Below are 20,837 nucleotides of genomic sequence, written 5' to 3'. Positions count from 1 at the left end.
TAACCAGCCGTAAACCATGACCAGTCGCCTGACCATCAAAGACATTGCCCGTCTCAGCGGCGTGGGGAAGTCCACCGTCTCCCGCGTAATCAACCATGAAAAGAGCGTGAACCCGCAGACCCGTGAGCGGGTGGAGGCAGTGATCCGCGCGCATGGTTTTACGCCCTCCAAGTCGGCGCGGGCGATGCGCGGCCAGAGCGACAAGGTGGTGGGAATTATCGTCTCGCGCCTCGACTCCGCCTCTGAGAATCAGGCGGTGCGCGCCATGCTGCCGCTGTTCTATCAGCACGGCTACGACCCGATTGTGATGGAGAGCCGCTTCTCGCCGGAACGGGTGGAGGAGCATCTGCATGTGCTGCGCCAACGGCGGGTGGATGGGGTGATCCTGTTTGGCTTTACCGGGCTGGATGAGGCGGCGCTGCGCCCCTGGCAGGCCAATATGGTGACGCTGGCACGCGGCTACGCCGGGCTGTCCGCCGTCTGTTATGACGATGCCGGTGCCATCCGTTTACTGATGGAGACGCTGGCCGCGCGCGGCCACCGACAGGTGAGCTACATCGGCGTGCAGCCGACGGACGCCACCACCGGCCAGCGCCGCCATCAGGCCTATCTCGCCTGCTGTGAGGAGGCCGGGATAACGCCAGTGGTGGCGCTCGGCGAGCTGTGTTACCAGAGCGGCTTCCGGTTGGCGCCAGAGGTGCTGCGCCCCGAGACCACTGCGCTGATCTGCGCCTCTGACACCATCGCCCTTGGCGCGGCCCAGTACCTGCAACAGCAAGGGAGCGCGGTGCAGGTGGGCGGCATCGGCAATAACTCACTGTTGCGCTTCCTGTTTCCGCAGACGCTGTCGGTGGAGATGGGCTACGGCACCGCCGGGTTGCGCGCCGCCGAGCAGCTGCTCAGCCAGCTCCAGCCCTCGCCCGCCGATCCCCAGCAGATCACCATTCCCTGCCGCCTAGCGGAGTAGATCCCACTCGCCGCCGACGATCCGGCGGCCGGTATTTGTGATCGACGCCCCAATCCGGGAACGTTCCCAATTCTATCCGCCTCAATTGGCGCTATGCTTTGCTTACCTCCTACCCTCTCCGGATCGGCCACCTGGCCCCTGACAAGAGCATCTGACCATGAGCAAAAAGAAAGCGATTGACCCGGCGGACATTGAGCAGTTGATTACCCTGGTGGGCGGCAGTGGCAATATCGCCACCGTCACCCACTGCATTACCCGGTTGCGTTTTGTGTTGAATGACCCCGCCAAGGCGGACAGCAAGGCGATTGAGAAATTGCGGATGGTGAAGGGGTGCTTCACCAACGCTGGCCAGTTCCAGGTGGTGATTGGGCCGGAGGTGGGCGAATACTATCAGGCGCTGATTGCCGCCACCGGCAACAGCGGCGCGAACAAGGAGCAGGCCAAAGTGGCGGCGCGCCAGAACATGAGCTGGTTTGAGCGCGGCATCTCCCACTTCGCCGAGATCTTCTTCCCACTGCTGCCAGCGCTGATCACCGGGGGGCTGGTGCTGGGCTTCCGCAACGTGATTGGCGACATCCCGATGTCAGACGGCCAGACGCTGGCGCAGTCGCACCCGCTGTGGAAGACGGTGTATGACTTCCTCTGGCTGCTGGGCGAGGCGATCTTCTTCTACCTGCCAGTCGGCATCTGCTGGGCGACGGTGAAAAAGCTGGGCGGCACGCCGATCCTCGGCATCGTGCTCGGTATTACGCTGGTGTCGCCGCAGCTGATGAACTCCTACCTGCTCGGGCAACAGATCCCGGAGGTGTGGAACTTTGGCTGGTTCACCATTGAGAAAGTGGGCTATCAGGCACAGGTGATCCCGTCGATGCTGGCGGGCGTGGCGCTGGCCTTTATTGAGACGCGGTTGCGGCGCATCGTGCCCAACTATCTGGATCTGGTGATTGTGCCAGTGGTGTCGCTGCTGCTGGCGGTGTTCCTCGCCCACACCCTGATTGGCCCGTTTGGCCGACTGGTCGGCGATGGCGTTGCCTGGGCAGTGAAAGCGATGCTGACCGGCAGCTTCGCGCCGATTGGCGCGGCGATCTTTGGCTTCCTCTATGCGCCGCTGGTGGTCACCGGCGTACACCAGACCACGTTGGCCATCGACTTGCAGATGATCCAGAGCATGGGCGGCACGCCAGTGTGGCCGCTGATCGCCATCTCCAACATCGCACAGGCAGCGGCGGTGGTCGGCATCATCATTGTCAGCCGCAAGGCCAATGAGCGCGAGATTTCCGTGCCAGCCGCCATCTCCGCCTTCCTTGGCGTCACGGAACCGGCGATGTACGGTATCAACCTCAAGTACCGCTTCCCGATGCTCTGCGCAATGATTGGCTCGGCGGCCGCCTCGCTGATTTGCGGGCTGGGCAACGTGACAGCCAACGGCATCGGCGTCGGTGGTCTGCCCGGTATCCTCTCCATCAAACCCCAGTTCTGGGGCACCTTCTCGCTGGCGATGCTGGTGGCGACGGTGATCCCGATCCTGCTGACCATGCTGGTCTACCAGCGCAAAGTGCGCCGGGGCGAGCAGGTCTATATCTGATCCTTGCCGGGTGCGCCACTGCGCACCCGGCCTTTTTACGGCCTTTGGCCGACCTTTCCTCAGTAAAAATGGGAGACCTGTTATGTCTGCACCCCTGCCCTGGTGGCGAAACGGCGTCATCTACCAGATCTATCCAAAGAGTTTTCAGGACAGCACCGGCGATGGCCGGGGCGACCTGCCCGGCATCATTCGCCGGCTCGACTATTTGCAACAGCTTGGCGTGGACGCCCTGTGGCTGACGCCCATCTACCGTTCGCCGCAGGTGGACAATGGCTATGACGTGGCGGACTACTGCGCCATCGACCCCAGCTACGGCACGCTGGAGGATTTCGAGCAGCTGACCCGCGAGGCGCACCAGCGTGGCATCCGCATCATCATGGATATGGTGTTCAACCACACCTCCACCGAGCACGAGTGGTTTATCCAGTCCAAGGATCCGGCCAGCCCCTACCGCGACTACTACTACTGGCGCGATGGCAAGCCGGACGGCAGCGCGCCGAACAACTGGCGCTCCAAGTTTGGTGGTCAGGCGTGGCAGTGGCACGACCCCAGCGGCCAGTACTACCTGCACCTGTTCGCCACCCAGCAGGCCGACCTGAACTGGGAGCACCCACCGGTGCGGGAGGCGCTGAAGCAGGTGTGCGCCTTCTGGGCGGAGCGCGGGGTGGATGGCCTGCGGCTCGACGTCATCAATCTGGTGTCAAAAACCCCCGGCCTGCCGGAGGATGAGGGCGGCGATGGGCGGCGCTACTACACCGACGGCCCGCGCATCCATGAGTTTATCCGTGAGCTGAGCCGGGACGTCTTCCAGCCGCGTGGGCTGATGACCGTCGGCGAGATGTCCTCCACCACCCTCGAGCACTGCCGCCAGTATGGCGCGCTGGATGGCAGTGAGCTGTCGATGACCTTTAACTTCCACCACCTGAAGGTGGATTACACCGATGGCGAGAAGTGGTCGCTGGCGAAGCCCGATTTCGTCCGGCTCAAGGCCATTTTCCGCGAGTGGCAACAGGGGATGCATGGGGAGGCGTGGAACGCGCTGTTCTGGTGTAACCACGACCAGCCGCGCATTGTGTCGCGCTTTGGCGACGGCGAGGCACTGCGCGTGCCAGCCGCCAAGATGCTGGCGATGGCACTGCACGGGATGCAGGGCACGCCCTACATCTACCAAGGCGAGGAGATTGGCATGACCAATCCCGGCTACCAGCGCATTGAGCAGTATCGCGATGTGGAGAGCCTGAACATGTTCCATGAGCTGCGCGAGGCGGGCCACGACGCGGAGGAGCTGCTGGCGATTCTGGCCAGCAAGTCGCGCGACAACAGCCGCACGCCGATGCAGTGGGATGAGAGCGCCAACGCTGGCTTTACCCCTGCCGAGCCGTGGCTGGAGCCAGCCAGCAACTACCGGGAGGTGAATGTGCAGCACGCGCTGGCCGACCGCGATTCGGTGTTCTACACCTACCAGCGGCTGATCGCCCTGCGCAAGCAGATCCCGCTGCTGACCCACGGCGACTATCAGGATCTGCTGCCCGATCACCCCTGGCTCTGGTGCTACCAGCGTGAGGCGGAGGGCCAGCAACTGCTGGTGATCGCCAACCTGAGCCGTGAGCCACAGGCGTGGGAGCCGCAGGAGGTGGAGCTGGAGGGATGGGAGCAGTTGCTCGCCAACTATGCGGATGCCGCGCCACAGCCGGGCGGCATCACGCTGCGCCCGTTTGAGGCGATCTACTGGCTACGCGGTTCGGTTAGCGCGGGGTGACAAAGCCCCGCGCCACCAGCCACTGCGCCGTCTGCTCCACACCCTCTTTCAGGGAGTAGCGCGGGCGGTAGCCCAGCCCCTCGCGCGCCTGCTGGGCGCTGAGGGTCAGGTCATAGGCCGCGGCGGCGATGTGGTGGCGGGTAGTGCCCGGCCTCTGGCGGCGTAGCAGGCTGCCCAGCTCATGCAGGCCAGCGCGGCTGTAGGCCAGCCGGTAAGGGGTGGCGCGCAGATAGTACTGGATGCCGAGTTGCTGCCCGAGCAGGCACTCCAGCATCACCGCGAGGCTCTGCGCCTCCTGGTTGGTGACGTTAAACAGTGAGCCGGAGGCCATCTCCGGCTGGCTGGTCGCCAGCTGCATCGCCTCCACCACGTTCAGGCTGTAAGTAAATTCCAACCGCGCCACACCGCCCTCCGGCAGGGACAAAATCCCCTTGCCACGCCGCAACTCATCCAACATCTGGGGCAGGATGCCCTGATTCCACGGGCCGAACAGCGCACAGGGGCGCAGGATCACGCAGCGGGTGGCGGGGAAGTGCGGGATCAACCGGCGAATGGCCTCTTCCGCCGCATATTTGCTGGCGGCATAGTGGTTGACGAAGCGCTTGGCGCGGAAGTTCTCCTGCACGTTGTAGCGATGGCGGTAATCCATGTAGATGGCGGCGGAAGAGAGGTAGATAAAGCGCCCCACCCCGAGCTGCCCGGCGGCTTGCAACAGGTTTTCCGTGGCCAGCACGTTGATATCATAGAAGGATTGGTAATCGCCCCAGTGGCAGGTGTTGGCCGCACAGTGCCAGACCGCGTCACATCCCTCCATCAACGCCCGGCAGGCGGCGATGTCTGCCCCAACCAGATCCAGCGCCGTGAAGCGTGCGCCCAGCGCCGTGAGTTCCTCACCGGCCAGCGGATTGCGACCGGTGGCATGAACCTCATGCCCTGCCAGCAACAGGGCTTCTACGGCGTTGCGGCCCAATCCGCTTGTCGCCCCGGTAACCAGTATCTTCATCGCTCTCCTGCCCGTATCGCCATCCTGAAAGATAAGACCTGCCCCAGCAGTGTAGCCGGGCGCAAAGTGTAAAAAAATCGTTAATATCTAATATGTAGTCTTTTCGGCAAAAACCACTAAACCGGTTTCCTAAATCCTCCGACTTGTTTTGCCACCTTGCGCATTGACGAATGGTTAGCCTTGCTCCACTGCTGGCTTTTCTTTGTTTTACGTCAATAAACTCTGCATTAACTGCCAGCAAATAACTAGATGTTGTATGTATAGTGACCCACCTCATCTATATCTAGTTAATCTTTCGATACGTTACCCCTGCGCCACCGGACTGCCCCGGCGGCGGCGGAACGTCTATAAAAAGGAGTGCATCGTGGAGCCAGTGGTGATTAAGCGGGACGGGTGTCAGGCCCAGTTTGATGAGACGCGCATTGTGCAGGCGGTGCAGCGGGCTGCCGTTGCCGCCGGTGTCAACGATCCGGCCTACTGTGCCGCCGTGGCCCGGCAGGTCAACGCGCAGTTGGCCGGGCGGGCGCAGGTGGATATCCATGAGATTCAGGAGGCGGTGGAGAACCTGCTGATGGCTGGCCCCTATAAGGCGCTGGCGCGCGCCTATATCGAGTATCGCCATGACCGGGACGTCGCCCGCGAGCAGCGCGGCCGGCTGAACCAGGAGATCCGTGGGCTGGTGGAGCAGCGCAACGCCGCACTGCTCAATGAGAACGCCAACAAGGACAGCAAGGTGATCCCGACGCAGCGCGACCTGCTGGCCGGTATCGTCGCGCGCCACTATGCCCGGCAGCACATCCTGCCGCGTGACATTGTGCTGGCCCATGAGCGCGGCGAGATCCACTACCACGATCTCGACTACTCCCCCTTCTTCCCGATGTTCAACTGCATGTTGATTGATCTGAAAGGGATGCTGACCGGCGGCTTCAAGATGGGCAACGCCGAAATTGAGACACCCAAATCGATCTCGACCGCCACCGCCGTGACCGCGCAGATCATCGCGCAGGTCGCCAGCCATATCTACGGTGGCACCACCATCAACCGCATTGATGAGATCCTCGCCCCCTTCGTCACCGCCAGCTATGAGAAGCACCTGGAGACCGCCCGGCAGTGGCAGATCCCGGACGGCGAGGGGTATGCGCAGGTACGCACCGAGAAGGAGTGCTACGACGCCTTCCAGTCGCTGGAGTATGAGGTCAATACGCTGCACACCGCCAACGGCCAGACGCCCTTTGTCACCTTCGGCTTTGGCCTTGGCACCAGCTGGCAGGCGCGGCTGGTGCAGCAGTCGATCCTGCGCAACCGCATCGCCGGGCTGGGCAAAAACCGCAAGACCGCCGTCTTCCCGAAACTGGTGTTCGCCATCCGTGATGGCATCAACCACAAGCCTGGCGATCTCAACTATGACATCAAGCAACTGGCGCTGGAGTGCGCCAGCAAGCGCATGTACCCGGATATTCTTAACTACGAGCAGGTGGCGAAGGTGACCGGCTCCTTCAAGACGCCGATGGGCTGCCGCAGCTTCCTTGGGGTGTATGAGGAGAACGGCGAGCTGATCCATGATGGCCGCAACAATATTGGCGTCATCAGCCTCAATCTGCCGCGCATTGCCCTGGAGGCCAGGGGCGACGAGGCCGCCTTCTGGCAATTGCTCGACAGCCGGTTGGCGTTGGCGAAACGGGCGCTGATGACCCGCATCGCCCGGCTGGAGGGGATCAAGGCGCGGGTGGCACCGATCCTCTATATGGAAGGCGCGTGCGGGGTGCGGCTGAAGGCGGATGACGACATCTCCGCGCTGTTCCGCCACGGCCGCGCCTCCATCTCGCTGGGGTATATCGGCCTGCATGAGACCATCAATGCGCTGTTTGGCAACCGGCACGTATTTGATGACGAGGCATTACGCGCCAAGGCGGTGGCGATTGTCGCGACCCTGCGCGCCGCCACCGATCGCTGGAAGGCGGAGACCGGCTATGGTTTTAGCCTCTACAGCACCCCCAGCGAAAACCTGTGTGACCGCTTCTGCCGGCTGGACACCGCCGAGTTCGGCGTAGTGCCGGGCGTCACTGACAAGGGCTACTACACCAACAGTTTCCATCTGGATGTGGAGAAACGGGTCAATCCCTACGCCAAGATCGATTTTGAGGCCCCCTACCCGGCGCTGGCGAACGGGGGATTCATCTGTTACGGCGAGTACCCCAATTTGCAGCACAACCTGAAGGCGCTGGAGGATGTCTGGGACTACAGCTATCACCGGGTGCCCTACTACGGCACCAACACGCCGATTGACGAGTGTTATGAGTGTGGCTTTACCGGTGAGTTTGACTGTACCAGCAAAGGCTTTGTCTGCCCGCAGTGCGGCAACCACGATGCCAGCCGGGTCTCCGTGACGCGCCGGGTTTGCGGTTACCTCGGCAGTCCCGACGCCCGCCCATTCAATGCTGGCAAGCAGGAGGAGGTGAAGCGTCGGGTCAAGCACCTGCCAGACGGCGGTTGGGAGGGGCAATGAATTTCCACCGTTACTACCCCATCGACGTAGTCAACGGGCCGGGCACCCGCTGCACGCTGTTTGTCGCGGGCTGCGAGCACCACTGCCCCGGCTGCTACAACCAGAGCACCTGGCGGCTGGACTCTGGCCGCCCCTTCACGGCTGCCGATGAGGATCGCATCCTCCGTGATCTGAATGATAGGCGCATACCGCGCCAGGGGTTGTCGCTCTCCGGCGGCGATCCGCTGCATCCGCAGAATGTGCCCGCCGTGCTGCACCTGCTGGAGCGGGTGCGGCAGGAGTGCGAGGGCAAAGATGTCTGGCTCTGGACCGGGTATACGCGGGCGGAGTTAAGCCCTGAACAGCGACCTGTGCTGGCCCTGATTGATGTGCTGGTGGATGGCCGTTTTATCCGCGAACGGTATAACCCCTCCCTGCCCTGGCGCGGGAGCGACAATCAGGTTATTCACTATTTCTAGCGATAATATTTTATTTTTTGACGCAGCTTAGGAATTCAAAAGCACCTCCCTTTTAAATTCCTTCATTAATTTCGCAGGGGAAGTTTTTCTTAGACATCGTTTATCCCCTCTCCCTTTTAACGCTATACTTATCCACCAGTCTACTGACAGCCATAATATTATGAAGAAAAGAGCCGCACTGGCCCATTCTCCTGTCCACGCTGAATTCGGACAGAAAATAAAGGTCGCCCTTGCCGATCCGCAGCCTATTGTCACCTTTGGGCTGGCCTCATTATTGCGCGAAGAGAGTGACATTGACGTCCTGTTCATCAGCCATACGGCCAAGCACCTATTAAAAACCTTGAGCAATAATAAGGTTGATATTGTTATCTGCGACAATAATTTCAAGGATTTATTGGGCGCGCATGGCACCCAGCTTTTCCGGCTAATTCATCGCCATAATCCGCAAACCCACATTATCTATTTCACGCATCATGCGAACACGCATACCATCACTGAGGCTATGGAGGCGGGCGCAGCCAGCGTCATCAGGAAAAGTGAGGAGGATTTGTCATTAATAATCCAAACTTTACGCCATATCTATAGCGGGCATTTCTATCTTCAGTCCACGCTCTCGCAAGAGCTTCTTTCACACTATCTGTCAGAGCAGCGGAATAAAAATCCCTGGAACACCCTCTCTGCGCGGGAGAAAGCGGTAGTACAACTCATTTGTGATGGCCATTCGATTAAACAGATTGCCCACGATTTATGTAAAAGCCCGAAAACGATCAGCAACCAGAAAAGCACTGCCATGCGCAAACTCAATGTAACCAATGACATTCAGTTGGTTAATGCGGTAAAAGAGTTGCAAGAGAAATCGGGCTATTAATCACACGCCTCGCAATTTATCCCCAATAATTCCCACCCGATCGGCCACACCTGTAAAATAATCCAAAGACAGCACCCCACGGCAATATTCGCCGCTTTTTTAACCCACCGAAAATCAACAGGCATAAAAAAAGCGTGCTCCTGAGGAGCACGCTTTGGGGGGTACTGTCTGCTTATTTGAAGCGGACTAGATTACGCGTTTTTACCCTTTATCGGGGTATTACTCTGTCCCCACTCCGCATCAAGGTAAGCCTGCTGTTGGGAGAGGCGATACTCAGGCAACAGCGGTGTCCAGTTTGACCGACCTTCACTGACGTTCATCGCACCATCCTGGACGCTGTTCGAGGTTGGCTCATAGACAACCTTCGGATTGCCTTCGAACTGCGTACCATTGCTGGTGTTGCCATCACGCGGCGTCCCATGATCCGGGATATTGTTGGTGTTAGACCCTGGGGTCAGCACCACCGGATCCGGCGTGTTCACCTCATAATGGTTGCCATTGTAGGTGGTGGAACCATCCTGATTGCTCGGCGCCTTGTCCGCATTTCCGGCCGGATCATAGACAATCTTCGGATTGCCTTCGAACTGCGTACCATTGCTGGTGTTGCCATCGCGCGGCGTCCCATGATCCGGGATATTGTTGGTGTTAGACCCTGGGGTCAGCACCACTGGCTCCGGCGTTTTCACATCATAATGGTTGCCATTATAGGTCGTGGAACCATCCTGATTGCTCGGTGCCTTGTTCCCGGTTGGGGTATAGATAATCTTCGGCAAGCCCTCAAATTGCGTGCCATTGCTGGTATTACCATCACGCGGCGTCCCGTTGGCCGGCACATTGTTGGTATTGGATCCCGGCGTCAACACCACTGGCGTCGGCACCTTCACTTCATAATGCTTGCCATTATAGGTGGTTGATCCATCAATGTTCTTCGGTGCTTTCGGCTCCACCAGCTTGCTGTGCGGCACACCCTGGTATTCGGTGTCCGGTTTGCCTACGCCATCACGCGGCGGTGCGATCCAATCCGTCTTACCGGTAGAGGAACCCGGCGTCAGGATGACGCGCTCATACTCTTTCACCTTCCAGCCGCCATCAGGGCGTGTCGGGGTCGCAGCCTCTTCCGGTTTAACCATCTCATCAGGTTTGGTCGCGTGATCCGGTGCTATGGTCTCATCCGGTTTGGCGGCGTTATCTGGTTTGATGGCGTCATCCGGCTTGACGTTGTTATCCGGTTTGACGTCGTTGTCCGGTTTGACGTCGTTGTCCGGTTTGACCATCTCGTCCGGCTTAACCGCATCTTGCGGTTTGATCGTCTCATCCGGTTTGGCTATCTCATGCGGCTTAGCCGTATCATCCGGCTTGACCGGTGACGGGATGTTACGATCCGGAACCTGACCATCGGCATCCGGGCGCGGTGTATTGTCCGGGCGTGGCGTGTTGTCCGGACGCGGAACGTCGTCAGTGTGCGGACGCGGGGTATTGTCACCGCCCGAAGGACGCGGCGTCTGGCTATCCGGACGCGGCGTATAGCTATCCGGGCGCGGCGTATAGGTGTCGGTTGACTTACCTGTATCCGGACGCGGGCTATAGCCATCCTTGTGCTTCATCGGATCCATCGCAATGGTCCCGGCGATGTCGCTGCCCCACTCCTCTTCATCTTTGGTCACTGTCGATGTCTTGGTCGCGTCAGTGTTGTACTCACTGCGGTCCTGCCCTTTGACATCAATGTCACCCACGGCGATGGTGGAGTGTTGCTCTTCGCGGTAGTGCACCTCATCCACGGTTTCGGCATAGTAGTTAACCGCGATGCCGGTTTTACTGATACCGCCGCCGCCGCCGCCATATGCCCCATCCTGCTCAATGGTATCCACCACGTCACGAGCGTTGATATCTCCACCAACATCCAGGGTACTGGCAGTAGACTCGCTGATGATATGGCCACCGGCCATGTTCAGGTCGCCACCGACGTTGACCGCCAGGCTATCATTTGCCGTGATGCCTGCTTGCTGCCCAGTGGTCGCGCTGTCACGGTACTCCGATCCACCGCCGGAGGAGAAGCTGGCAGTCGGGATAGGTGCCGCGAAGCCGGTGTCACTGTTGACAGCCACACCAATGCTACCGCCCATTTCCCAACGTGAGCCGTCGCTATTGAAGGTATCCTGCACGCTGACGATGTTCAGATCGCCTTTGATATCTGTTTTGACATCATTCGCGGTGATGTTGCCGCCAATCAGGCTGGCATCGCCCTTGACGTTAAGATCCGCGCTACCGGCATTGATGGTGCTGTTGGTGTAGGTGACCGCGGTCTCTTCCCCTTTATTTCGGTTGCCGCCGGCATTGAGGGACACACCCATACCCACGGTGTCTTTGTCTACGGCCACGCCACCACTAATGCCGATGTTGAACGCCTTGCTGGATTCCGTCATGTCGGAGTGCGCTTCCGCCGCCCGTACAGTCAGATCACCACCAATGTCCGTGTTGAACTGGCCAGCATTGATGGTGACGCCCGCCAGGGTCGCGTCATTCTCAATATGCAGATCCATGTTACCGGCCACATTGATGTTATTCATGTTCTCACTGGTGGAGTGCGACGAGGATTTGCTGCTCGAACTTTCGTAACCAATGGAGTGTTCCGCATAGGCCAAATCGCCGTAATAGAGGTTCAACGCATCACTGGCCACTTGGGCAGTGGTGGTGAGCGGATCAAAGCCTTTTTCCGGGTCGCTCACTGCGTCCACGACCATTGAGGCGTTTTTGTCCAGGACATCCAGCACAACGCTGCCGAACTCACTCTTCCAGCCGAAGAAGGATTCCGAGTGCTTGGCGTTCACATCCACCGTATCTTCATACTTGGTGGTGTCCAGATCACGCGCATAGATCGCCATGTCGCCATTGGCCACATTGATGTCAGCGCCGCCAATATCCGCGGTTTCGCCAGCCTTGATGGTCAGGCCATCATTGAAGTTGAGCGAGGCATTGGCGTTGGTGGTTTGATTGACCTCAACTTCGTCAGTCATCTTGCCAAAACCGATCTTCGCTTCTGCCGTCGGTGCCGTTTTCGCTTTACCGGTGCGGCTTGCCCCAGCCTGGCTCGAGGTGTCAGAGAAGTTGTTCTCGTATTGACCACTGGTGGTAGAGGCCGTGCCGCCATCCAACATGCTGTAGTCCGCTTGTGCGGTGTAGCCTACGGCACCGGCTTTCGCACTCAGAGAGAACTCTTTGGCCTTAATATTTTGCTCAACGTGGCTGAAGTCCTGTCCGGTTTTGATATCGACATCATTTTTCGCCACGATTGACCCGGTGTTGGCGTTGTAATTGCCGCCTTCCATCGTGATGTTGTTGGCGGAGTCGATGGAGAGATTGCCACGCGCATTCACGTCGTTCTGGATGCTGGTTGCGTTGGTGATCTCCGTTTCAGTGCGGCGATAGTTCAATGCGCCCTTGGAGTTCATCTCATAGTTGTACTCCGCGGAGACTTCATGCATCTCGTTGAAGTTGATGTCGCCAGTCAGGGACTTCATGGCGATGTTTTCACCGTTGATCGTCGATGCATTGGAGTTGATTTCGCCCCCCTGCATGATGATATCGCCACCGGCGTTGAGGCCGTCTTCGAAGTAGTGCACCTGCTGTTTGCCGGTGACATCGCGCCCGACGCTGGCCGTAAGATCAATGCTGCCCTGATCGGCAAGCATCACGATGTCACCACCAGCTTTCACATAGGAGCCATCGATATTGATGTCACCCGCTTCGCTGTTCATGTAGACATCTTCTTTCGCTTTGATGCCGGCATTCATGCCTTTCGCGCTGCTGTTGATGTCCTCTTCAGCATTGATGACCACACTCTGGTTGGCGGAGATGACGCCGTTGCCATTATCGACTGACTTGGCATCAATAAAGACATTGCCGTCTGCATGGACGATAGCCGAGCCCTGGCCTTGGGTAACCCCATTGCCCAGCTCCTCCAGCGTGGTGGTGGAGAGGTAGACATAAGGCACCATCACGGTGATCCCATCAACCTCTTTGTTGACGAACCAGACGATATCCTGATCCAGTTTCGACAGCTGCTCCTCGTTCAGTGGTTCACCGACCACCAGCCCCAGATCCTGGTTCTGCATGGCGATTTCGGCGTTATCCATCAACATTTTGACCAGATCAACGCCCTGCACGCCATCGCGTACGGAGAAGAAGGTACCCACCGACTCATTGACCTGACGACGGATCAGTTCAGAGATAAAGTAGTTGTCCCCAATCACCGTAACAGGCTCTTCTGGGGTGTAGCCCACCTGCTCAAAGAAGTAGTCAGAGCCGTAATATTTGCTCTGATCCATCATCTCCATGCGTGTTTCGAAGATAGGCACGACCTTGCTGCTGGAGGCGTCCAGTTCGATCAGGCCGTTTTTCTGCGCCAGGAACTCCTCAGACTTCTGGAACATGCCCGGAATGGAGACCAGATCGCTGATAACGCTGGCCGGGCTGATGCCTTTACGGATCTCTTCAAAATCGGTCAGGTTGATCAGCACTTCACTGTTGCCGCCGATGCCCTTGATCTCTTTGTCGCCGATCTTCTCAACGTCAACGCTGCCCTGACCGGTTTCACCGCCGCTCAGATCACCGATACCGTTAACCAGATCCCCACCGGTGTGGTAGAAGTTCCCACCGCTGATGACACTGCCGCGTTCAGAAGGCAGGAAGTACTGCTTCTTCTCTTTCAGCGCGGTTTGTTCAGAGCCATTCAGCACTGACCAGTCTTTTACCAGGTCATAGTAGTCCTTGGTCTCCCAGCTATTGCCAAACATCTGGATCATGATGGATTGCAGTTGGGCTGACTCATGCGACGTCATCCGTAACGAATCGGTAAAGCGCTCACGGTTGGCATCCTGCCACCAGCCCCAGTTTGGATCATCACCGGAGTAGCTACTGGGTTGGCCACTGCCGAACATGAAGTCCAGGTACTCATAAACCGTGTTGAAGGAAGCCCGCCGTGTACCGTCCGCCACCACTTTCCAATAGAAAGTGATGGTGATCGGGGTCGCCAGCGGCTTATGGATGTAGTCATACATCGACACTTCTGCATAACGGGGCACGTTAACCAAGTCGCCGACAATGACCATGTCTTTGTCAGACATGATGTTGCCACCATCATTGACGATTTGTTGCGTGTCTTGCGTGGTGCGCTGCTCCTTGCCATCCACAATGGTGACCCTTTCATCGACCATGTCGCTGAAGATCCCTTCATTGTTAATGTACATACTGCCTGAGGATGAGATCTCACCCGCTTTGATCAGTTCAATGTCTGAAGAAAGTGTGGGGATGGCGATAGTGGTCGTGTATTTCAGATATTTCAATCCCGACCAGGCTTCAATTGAGGCACTCGCATTTTGCTCTGGCCCGTAAATATCCTTGTCACCACCGCTGTACTGGCTCAGGTTATTCAGGTACATGGCCTCAAGGAACATATTCCCTTCGGAACGGATCAGGCCCACGGCATTGGTCAGCTCTTTGGCGATGATCATCATGTCGCCGATGCTGAGCACGTTGCCATTGAAGTTGTTGACGAATGACCCCTCTCGGGCGTCGATATAGAGGTTACCCAAGCTCCAGAGCGAGGCATTTTCGCCATTGATCACATCATGCGCGACCAGGTTAAGGTCTTTGCCGGTGTTGATCGCGGCGCCATCAGAGATTTTGATGGTCTCTTTGGCACCCAGTTGGATGGTGCCGGTGTTTTCCATCAGGGCGGAGACGGTAATGTTCTTCGCATCGATGATCACGGCGCCATCACTGCCCAACTTACCGCTGTGGTCGTCGTAGGTATAATCCTTATCAACCATCGTCAGCCACAGCATCTCGCCGCCGCGCAGCACGCCATCGTCGTTTTTCAGCACATCGCTGATGGTCAGCTTGGTCTGCTGGGTTGCCTGAATAATCCCTTCGTGGTTATCAAGGTCACCGGCTTCAATAATGGTATTGAGGCCACTGATCATGGCATCCTGGGCATTGAGCATATATTCAGCATCAATGAAGACGTTGCCATCAGCGGCAATGCGTCCATCAAATTGGTTCTGAAGCGAGATGACTTCCAGATCGATCTGGTTTTCTGAGACGATCCGGCTGGAGTTGTCCAGACTATCGGCCTGGATCCGCACATTTGTCTGCGACTCCAGTGAGGCATCCTTCTCGTTTTTCACCACCCCGATCTTTTCCAGCACCAGTTGCATCGCGCCGCTGATTCTTGCCTCATTGGTATTGAGCAACATCTCAATATCTTCGGCAGTCAATGACCCCAAAGCCACCAGCGCGGCTTCGTCGCCGCTGTTGATCAGTTGGTGGATGTTTTTCAGCACCACATTGGCATTGGACTGGATACGGTTCTGGTTAGTCAGGGTGTCAATATTCGACAGTTCAAGCAGGTTGTTGCCAAGCAATTCGCCGCTGTTGGTCAGGGTAACGATATCCTGCATTCTCAGGGCGGCATTCGAGGTAATGCTCGAGTCCGCTTGGTTGTCCAGCTTGTTGACATGACTGATGACCAGATCCTGCTGGGTTTCAATCACGCTTTCGCCGCTGTTGGTCAGGGTACCGATATTATCGAGTTGCCCCTTACCATTGGCGCTGCTGATTCTGGCTTCATTGGTGTTGGTCAGGCTGTTGGCACCGGAAATGGTGACGTCGCCGTTGGAGCCCATGCTGGCGCCATCATTGCGGATATCGCCGTTGTTGAGCAGGCTGAGTGCCCCGTTGCCAAACAGTTCCGCCTCATTGACGTTACTGATGGTGTCGATGTTGGAGAGCGTTAACTGGCCGTCACTCTGCAAGGTGGAGCCGTCGTTCAGTATGCGGTTGGCATTGTTGATGCTGAGATTATCCAGCGCCACGATGACGCTTTCACCGCGGTTTTCCAACTGATCGATGTTATCGAGCTGGATATTTTTTGCCTGTATCCAGCCGGCGTCGGCGTTGAGGATTTGCAGGTGACGCGCGTCAGGGTGGGTGATCTGCACGGAGAGGTTCTCCCCTGCGATGATCTGCCCACCGTCGGTGTTACTCAGCAGGTGGCTAAGGGAAAGAGTGATATCTTTCTGCGCATAGAGTTCGCCGCCCTCATTCTCCAGGCTATCCGTGGTGATGGCCAGACCCTGTTGGGCGTTGATGGTGCCGCTGTTGTTGAAGGTCGTCGGCTTGCCAGCATCGCTCTTCTGGTTAATGGTGACCTGTTTGCCGCCAATCTGGCCGCTGTTGTTCAGGCGCTCATTATTGACATTCAGGTTCACGTTGCCAGCGGCACTGTTGATGACACTGCGGTTGTCCAGCGCCTGGGTATTGACCTCCAGGGCATTATTGACCAGCAGGCCACCTTGGTTATCCAGCGACGTGACGTTGAACAGCGCACTGTCAGCGAACGCGACACCCTTGTTTTTCAGCGCCTTGGTATTGATGGTCAGGGTACCGGAGGCATGGATCATGCCGCTGTTTTCGACAGCGTCTTTGATGTTGAGCACCAGTGCGCCTTTCTGGGCGCTGACCCAGCCCGCATTGTTGCTCATTGAGGCAGCATTGATCTCCACGTCGCCATCAAAGCTGGCCAGTTGTGCATCCGAGTAGATGCCCGCATTGACCTGCTGACCGTTAACGCGCACCACATAGTCACCGTTTTCCAGCGTGATCACGGCGTTCGGGATGGTGTTGCCGTTGCCATCTATCGAATACAGCTTGCCTTCAATCCGATAGTCATTGGCGACATTGATCTGAATGGACGGCACTTTCACCGCACCGGATTGACCACTGTTCGCCATGATGCTGGCGGCATTTTGCAGCATGGAGGTGGCATCAATACGCACGATGCCGTTTTGCGCCTGAGCGTCTGCCGACAGATTGACATGAGAGAGCGCACGAATGACCAGATCGCCAGAACTGAGGATGCCACCAATGCCATTAGCATTTTTTTGCACAGTAATATTGTTACCCTGCAAATTAATGCCACCCTGCTTACTTTGAATGCCGGTCAGGCGCAAGTCGCCATCGGCGGTGATTTCAATGCTCTGGTCGCCGATGATGCTGCCTTCATGACGCACGCCAGCCCCGCTTTCGGTACTGATCAGCTGAATACGGCCGCCATACATTGAACCCAGCGCGCTGCCGTCAATCGCCACTTCTGGGCGACCCTCGCCCTCTGCGCTGCGAACGGTATGGGTGCGGGTTTCCGGGTCGTAGTCGTTCAGGCCGGTCAGCAATTTCACATCGGCCTGACCAGCAATCTCACCGTCCAGTTTGACCGAGCGGCTGATAATGTCGAAGTAGCCCAGCCCTTGGGTGGAGATACCCTGACCCTGAATCTCGACCGTCCCTTTGTCCACGCCCAGACGAACACTGCCATCCTGCTGCGTGATCACGCGCCCGGTACTGAGCGTCAGGTTGTTGGTGTTGACAGTGGCAACGCCGTTGACGGTGATGCCGTTCTGGTTGGCGATGATCACATCTGCCTTCTTACCGAACACCTCCATCGTGCCATTCAGCTTGGTGCCGTTGACGCCCGTCACCTCACTAATGATCGCCTTGGCTTCATTATTGAGGTTGCTGTTCTTCATCGCGTAGCCGCCAATCTGCGAGACGCCATCGCTCTTACTGTTGTTGAAGATCAGGCCCTCTTTATTGACGTTGAACTCTTTGAATTTGTTGTGTGAGATCCCGCGTTGGTTAGGATCAACGATGTTGACCATTGGCGTACCGTTGGCCGCCTGGCTCATGGTTGGCGCATGTTGCTGGCGATCGTCAGGAACAATCGCGTCAGCAAATGCCATGGTCGGCAGCACGCTCGCCATCGCTAAATAGATCGGCTTAATTCTGCCGTTGAAACTGCGCCTTTTTATTATTCGTACACTTTTTTTTGAGTTTGTCATATGAACCTCAGAATGCTTTTATCCTAATGACTCTGGTTATGGAGCTACTGATTAAAAATTCAGGCTAACGCTGTAATAAATGGCGGGCTCTGACACACCCAATTCCTCAAGGGATTGGGGTTCAGCTAGCGGCCAGCTATAGGTCAATGAGGTAGAGAAATGGTTACCATTGGCTTTAATACCCACCGCAGCGCCCGTCATATATTCGGTGTGACAAAGGCTATTGCTCTCATGGCAATTGTCATCCACTACCCCCAGGTCATAGCCGATAAAAGGTGTGATCTGGTAAAGACCGAATTGATAGATACTGATAGGGAATTCGAACGTATTGGAAATATAGGCAGCGTTGTTGGCAGAGATAAAACTGTCCTTATAGCCGCGTACCGTAAATTCATCACCTACGCTGAAATTAGCCTCGCTGACCAGTACACCATTGGTGTATTGGAAACCACTGTTCAGAACATAATTAGCGCCTATACGTCCATACTCAGCCAGCGTTTTAGACCAGTTCACTGAACCGTTATATTTCACATAGTTCAGATCGAACCCTTCAAGATCAGGATCGTTATCCCACGCTGAATCGAACCACGGCGTGCCAGCCGTCACGCTCAGATCGCCATATAACCAGCCACCAAACAGGGTGCCCACACGGTTAACCCCACCGGTCAGGGAGGTGTAACGTTTACTGCTGACGCCGATAACTTCATCTTCGATGAGGTTTTCGCTCTCACGGGTCTCCAGCTTGGCATAGGCACTGGTTTTACCCACGCTATCGCGGAATAACAGACGGCTCACTTTCAATGAGAGTCGATCGGAGGTGCCCTCAGAGTGGTAGCCGCCATAATAGCCGCCAATTTCCTTTGAATAACCAGAGTGATAATAGAGTGCATCGAAAGTCCAATATCCCAGTGGCAGGCTATAGCTGGCAGACCAGGAGTCCTGATCATCGCTGTTATGCTTTAAATCATTAAAGGAGTAATAAATATTGAAAACATCATTCAGCCCGGCCAGGTTATTGACGTTGAGGCTGGCAAAATATTGCCCCCAGCCTTCCGCTTCGTTTCCAGAGTTATTGGTACCAATGCTGCCGGAAAAAGGGGTAACGGCCGCGCCTTGCAGATCAATCACGGAATAGCCTGCCTCTTGGGCGGGCACAACCACCAGCTTGTCTCCCTGTGAAACACGCATCAGGTTATCGATGCCCTGATCCACATCCTGCATATTCAGCTTTTTGTTTTTGGCAAAAGGCATGGCGCTAAACAGGCGGCTCGATTCGCGGAATGTCGGCTGCTGTCCATGCGAGCTAAACGCCGCGATCTTTCCCCACAGCACTTTGAGCGTTAAGGTACCCTCTTTCAGGTTACCCGGCACAATGGTGACCAGCGTCGTGGAGTAACCCTTGCTGATATAAAAGTCGGTCAGTTCACGGATCAGGTTGAGAATATCACTGCTGCCCAATTGCTTATGGCTATACCGGTCAACAATCGCCTGACGCTGCGCGGAGAGATCGAATTCGTCATCACCCATGATCACAATCTTCTCGATCTGGAATTGATGGCCCTTTTTCGGCAAGCCAATGCTGTCCTGAGCAGGCTGTGCGTCCTGCTTCATTTCATACAGCTGCTTTTCCCGGCTCTTCTCTTCCTCGATCGTTTGTTGTGTCTGGCGACGTTCCAGTTGATCAATATCATGCTTAGCGCTGCGCTGCGGTAACATGGCCGCATTGGTACTTGTAATACCCAGCAAAAGAGTTGAGCTGATAACAAATAAATTTTTAAACATGGTTTACCTGCTTATTATTAAAGACAATGATGTTAATCAGCAAATACGTTAAAGACTACAAATGTGTTAATTGAACCCGGCGTGGCTTTACTCGGACTTCCTGAATAAATCCTTGCCTCATATTCAAAGGTGTATCTTCCCGAGACGGTTTTTTTCTGAGTATCACTAGGCACTTTTCCGGTCACATCCACCGATGAGCCGCCATATTCTGACAACCTGACACCGATATTCTGAGCACACGTTGGTGCACTGCAATTTTTTATATAGCCCTTCCCAACGTTCGTATCGGAGTTGCCATCAAATCCGATTGCCACTTGGGAACTTTGTGGACAATCTATCGTGATAGGAAATTTCACTTTATCTGTACGCCCGCCCTCAGCAATAAAGTCGGCCAATGACCAGCTACCCAAATCCACCTCTTGTGACGGTGTTAAAACGGCGCAGGTCACGGGTTTGACATCAATCGGGTTAGCCAGACGGACATTCAATAAGTTCACGCTATTGCCCGGATTGCTGTTAGCCCTTACTACGACCTGTCCCAGCATCCCGGCAGGAATGGTTCCTGCGGAGACATTCCCGGTTTGAACAAATTCCACCCGGATTTTGTCGCTATTCTCCATGCACGACCCATTACAGACATAGGCGTCAGGGAAATAGGAGGAGCGCGATGCGGGCCAGGTAATGCGTATCCCGATTCCCGGCAGATTGGTTGCGTAAACATGGTCGATGGCGGTTCTGCCTGCTGACTCTGGGCGTGTGAACTCAGAGCGCCAGGTATTCGATACACCTGAGCCACAGGTATAGTTGATCGATTTAGTGGGAATCTCCGCTTGCCCTAGCACTGCGCCCGTTGCTGCCCCTTTCGACGACGGTTTAAGGGTAGAAATATTAATTACGGCATCAATAGTTTCACCGGATGTAATACGACAATCATTGGCTGCAAAACTTATATTTGGCAGGAATGAGAGCGCACACAGGGCGAGACATACCTGCATAATTTTTTTTAACATAGTCA

The 20,837-nt window shown here is 56.5% G+C and carries 10 protein-coding genes; 6 read left to right on the top strand and 4 right to left on the bottom strand.

The genetic code is table 11. From position 1 onward, the window contains the following. Window positions 1-16: 16 nt before the first annotated feature. The 3 genes from treR to treC all read left to right on the top strand — a co-directional run bounded on the left by treR (window position 17) and on the right by treC (window position 4,311). A complete protein-coding gene (treR, locus tag C1N62_RS02240) occupies window positions 17-967 on the top strand; it encodes a trehalose operon repressor TreR (protein ID WP_137762090.1) in 951 nt (316 codons plus the stop codon). A 157-nt stretch (window positions 968-1,124) separates the two neighbouring features. Next, complete coding sequence (treB, locus tag C1N62_RS02235; RefSeq protein WP_137762089.1) at window positions 1,125-2,552, top strand: PTS trehalose transporter subunit IIBC; 1,428 nt, start codon at window positions 1,125-1,127, stop codon at window positions 2,550-2,552. Window positions 2,553-2,634: 82 nt separating this feature from the next. Continuing rightward, window positions 2,635-4,311, top strand: coding sequence for an alpha,alpha-phosphotrehalase (gene treC, locus C1N62_RS02230; RefSeq protein ID WP_137762088.1), 1,677 nt, complete (start codon window positions 2,635-2,637; stop codon window positions 4,309-4,311). Here treC and C1N62_RS02225 read toward each other — a convergent pair. After that, on the bottom strand, window positions 4,298-5,314 hold the full coding sequence (locus tag C1N62_RS02225) for an NAD(P)-dependent oxidoreductase (RefSeq protein ID WP_137762087.1): 1,017 nt from the start codon (window positions 5,312-5,314) through the stop codon (window positions 4,298-4,300). The two genes, treC and C1N62_RS02225, sit on opposite strands and share 14 nt — an antisense overlap. A 364-nt stretch (window positions 5,315-5,678) precedes the next feature. Here C1N62_RS02225 and nrdD point away from each other — a divergent pair, with 364 nt between their 5' ends. The 3 genes from nrdD (at window position 5,679) to C1N62_RS02210 (ending at window position 9,146) form a co-directional block, all read left to right on the top strand. Then, on the top strand, window positions 5,679-7,820 hold the full coding sequence (gene nrdD, locus C1N62_RS02220; RefSeq protein ID WP_137762086.1) for an anaerobic ribonucleoside-triphosphate reductase: 2,142 nt from the start codon (window positions 5,679-5,681) through the stop codon (window positions 7,818-7,820). Further along, window positions 7,817-8,278, top strand: a complete 462-nt coding sequence (gene nrdG / locus C1N62_RS02215; RefSeq protein ID WP_137762085.1) for an anaerobic ribonucleoside-triphosphate reductase-activating protein — start codon at window positions 7,817-7,819, stop codon at window positions 8,276-8,278. The genes nrdD and nrdG overlap by 4 nt, the downstream gene beginning before the upstream one ends. Before the next feature lie 160 nt (window positions 8,279-8,438). Next, window positions 8,439-9,146, top strand: coding sequence for a response regulator transcription factor (locus C1N62_RS02210; protein ID WP_137762084.1), 708 nt, complete (start codon window positions 8,439-8,441; stop codon window positions 9,144-9,146). Window positions 9,147-9,337: 191 nt separating this feature from the next. On the opposite strand, the gene C1N62_RS02205 is transcribed toward C1N62_RS02210, so the two are convergent. The 3 genes from C1N62_RS02205 to C1N62_RS02195 form a co-directional block, all read right to left on the bottom strand. Next, window positions 9,338-17,941, bottom strand: a complete 8,604-nt coding sequence (locus C1N62_RS02205; RefSeq protein WP_168195794.1) for a hemagglutinin repeat-containing protein — start codon at window positions 17,939-17,941, stop codon at window positions 9,338-9,340. A 150-nt stretch (window positions 17,942-18,091) separates the two neighbouring features. After that, window positions 18,092-19,822 (bottom strand): ShlB/FhaC/HecB family hemolysin secretion/activation protein, encoded by a 1,731-nt coding sequence (locus C1N62_RS02200; protein WP_137762082.1) that lies wholly within the window; start codon window positions 19,820-19,822, stop codon window positions 18,092-18,094. 32 nt (window positions 19,823-19,854) lie between these two features. After that, window positions 19,855-20,832 (bottom strand): fimbrial protein, encoded by a 978-nt coding sequence (locus C1N62_RS02195; protein WP_137762081.1) that lies wholly within the window; start codon window positions 20,830-20,832, stop codon window positions 19,855-19,857. Window positions 20,833-20,837 lie beyond the last annotated feature (5 nt).

The sequence above is a fragment of the Nissabacter sp. SGAir0207 genome (genome assembly GCF_005491205.1).
Classification (GTDB): Bacteria; Pseudomonadota; Gammaproteobacteria; order Enterobacterales; family Enterobacteriaceae; genus Chimaeribacter.
This window is presented reverse-complemented; position numbering and strand designations above follow the sequence as displayed.

Coding starts and splice junctions, on each gene's coding strand:
- treR (WP_137762090.1), top strand. CDS start 17: ATGACCAGTCGCCTGACCATCAAAGACATTGCCCGTCTCAGCGGCGTG.
- C1N62_RS02205 (WP_168195794.1), bottom strand. CDS start 17,941: ATGGCATTTGCTGACGCGATTGTTCCTGACGATCGCCAGCAACATGCG.
- C1N62_RS02195 (WP_137762081.1), bottom strand. CDS start 20,832: ATGTTAAAAAAAATTATGCAGGTATGTCTCGCCCTGTGTGCGCTCTCA.
- nrdG (WP_137762085.1), top strand. CDS start 7,817: ATGAATTTCCACCGTTACTACCCCATCGACGTAGTCAACGGGCCGGGC.
- treB (WP_137762089.1), top strand. CDS start 1,125: ATGAGCAAAAAGAAAGCGATTGACCCGGCGGACATTGAGCAGTTGATT.
- C1N62_RS02225 (WP_137762087.1), bottom strand. CDS start 5,314: ATGAAGATACTGGTTACCGGGGCGACAAGCGGATTGGGCCGCAACGCC.
- C1N62_RS02200 (WP_137762082.1), bottom strand. CDS start 19,822: ATGTTTAAAAATTTATTTGTTATCAGCTCAACTCTTTTGCTGGGTATT.
- C1N62_RS02210 (WP_137762084.1), top strand. CDS start 8,439: ATGAAGAAAAGAGCCGCACTGGCCCATTCTCCTGTCCACGCTGAATTC.
- treC (WP_137762088.1), top strand. CDS start 2,635: ATGTCTGCACCCCTGCCCTGGTGGCGAAACGGCGTCATCTACCAGATC.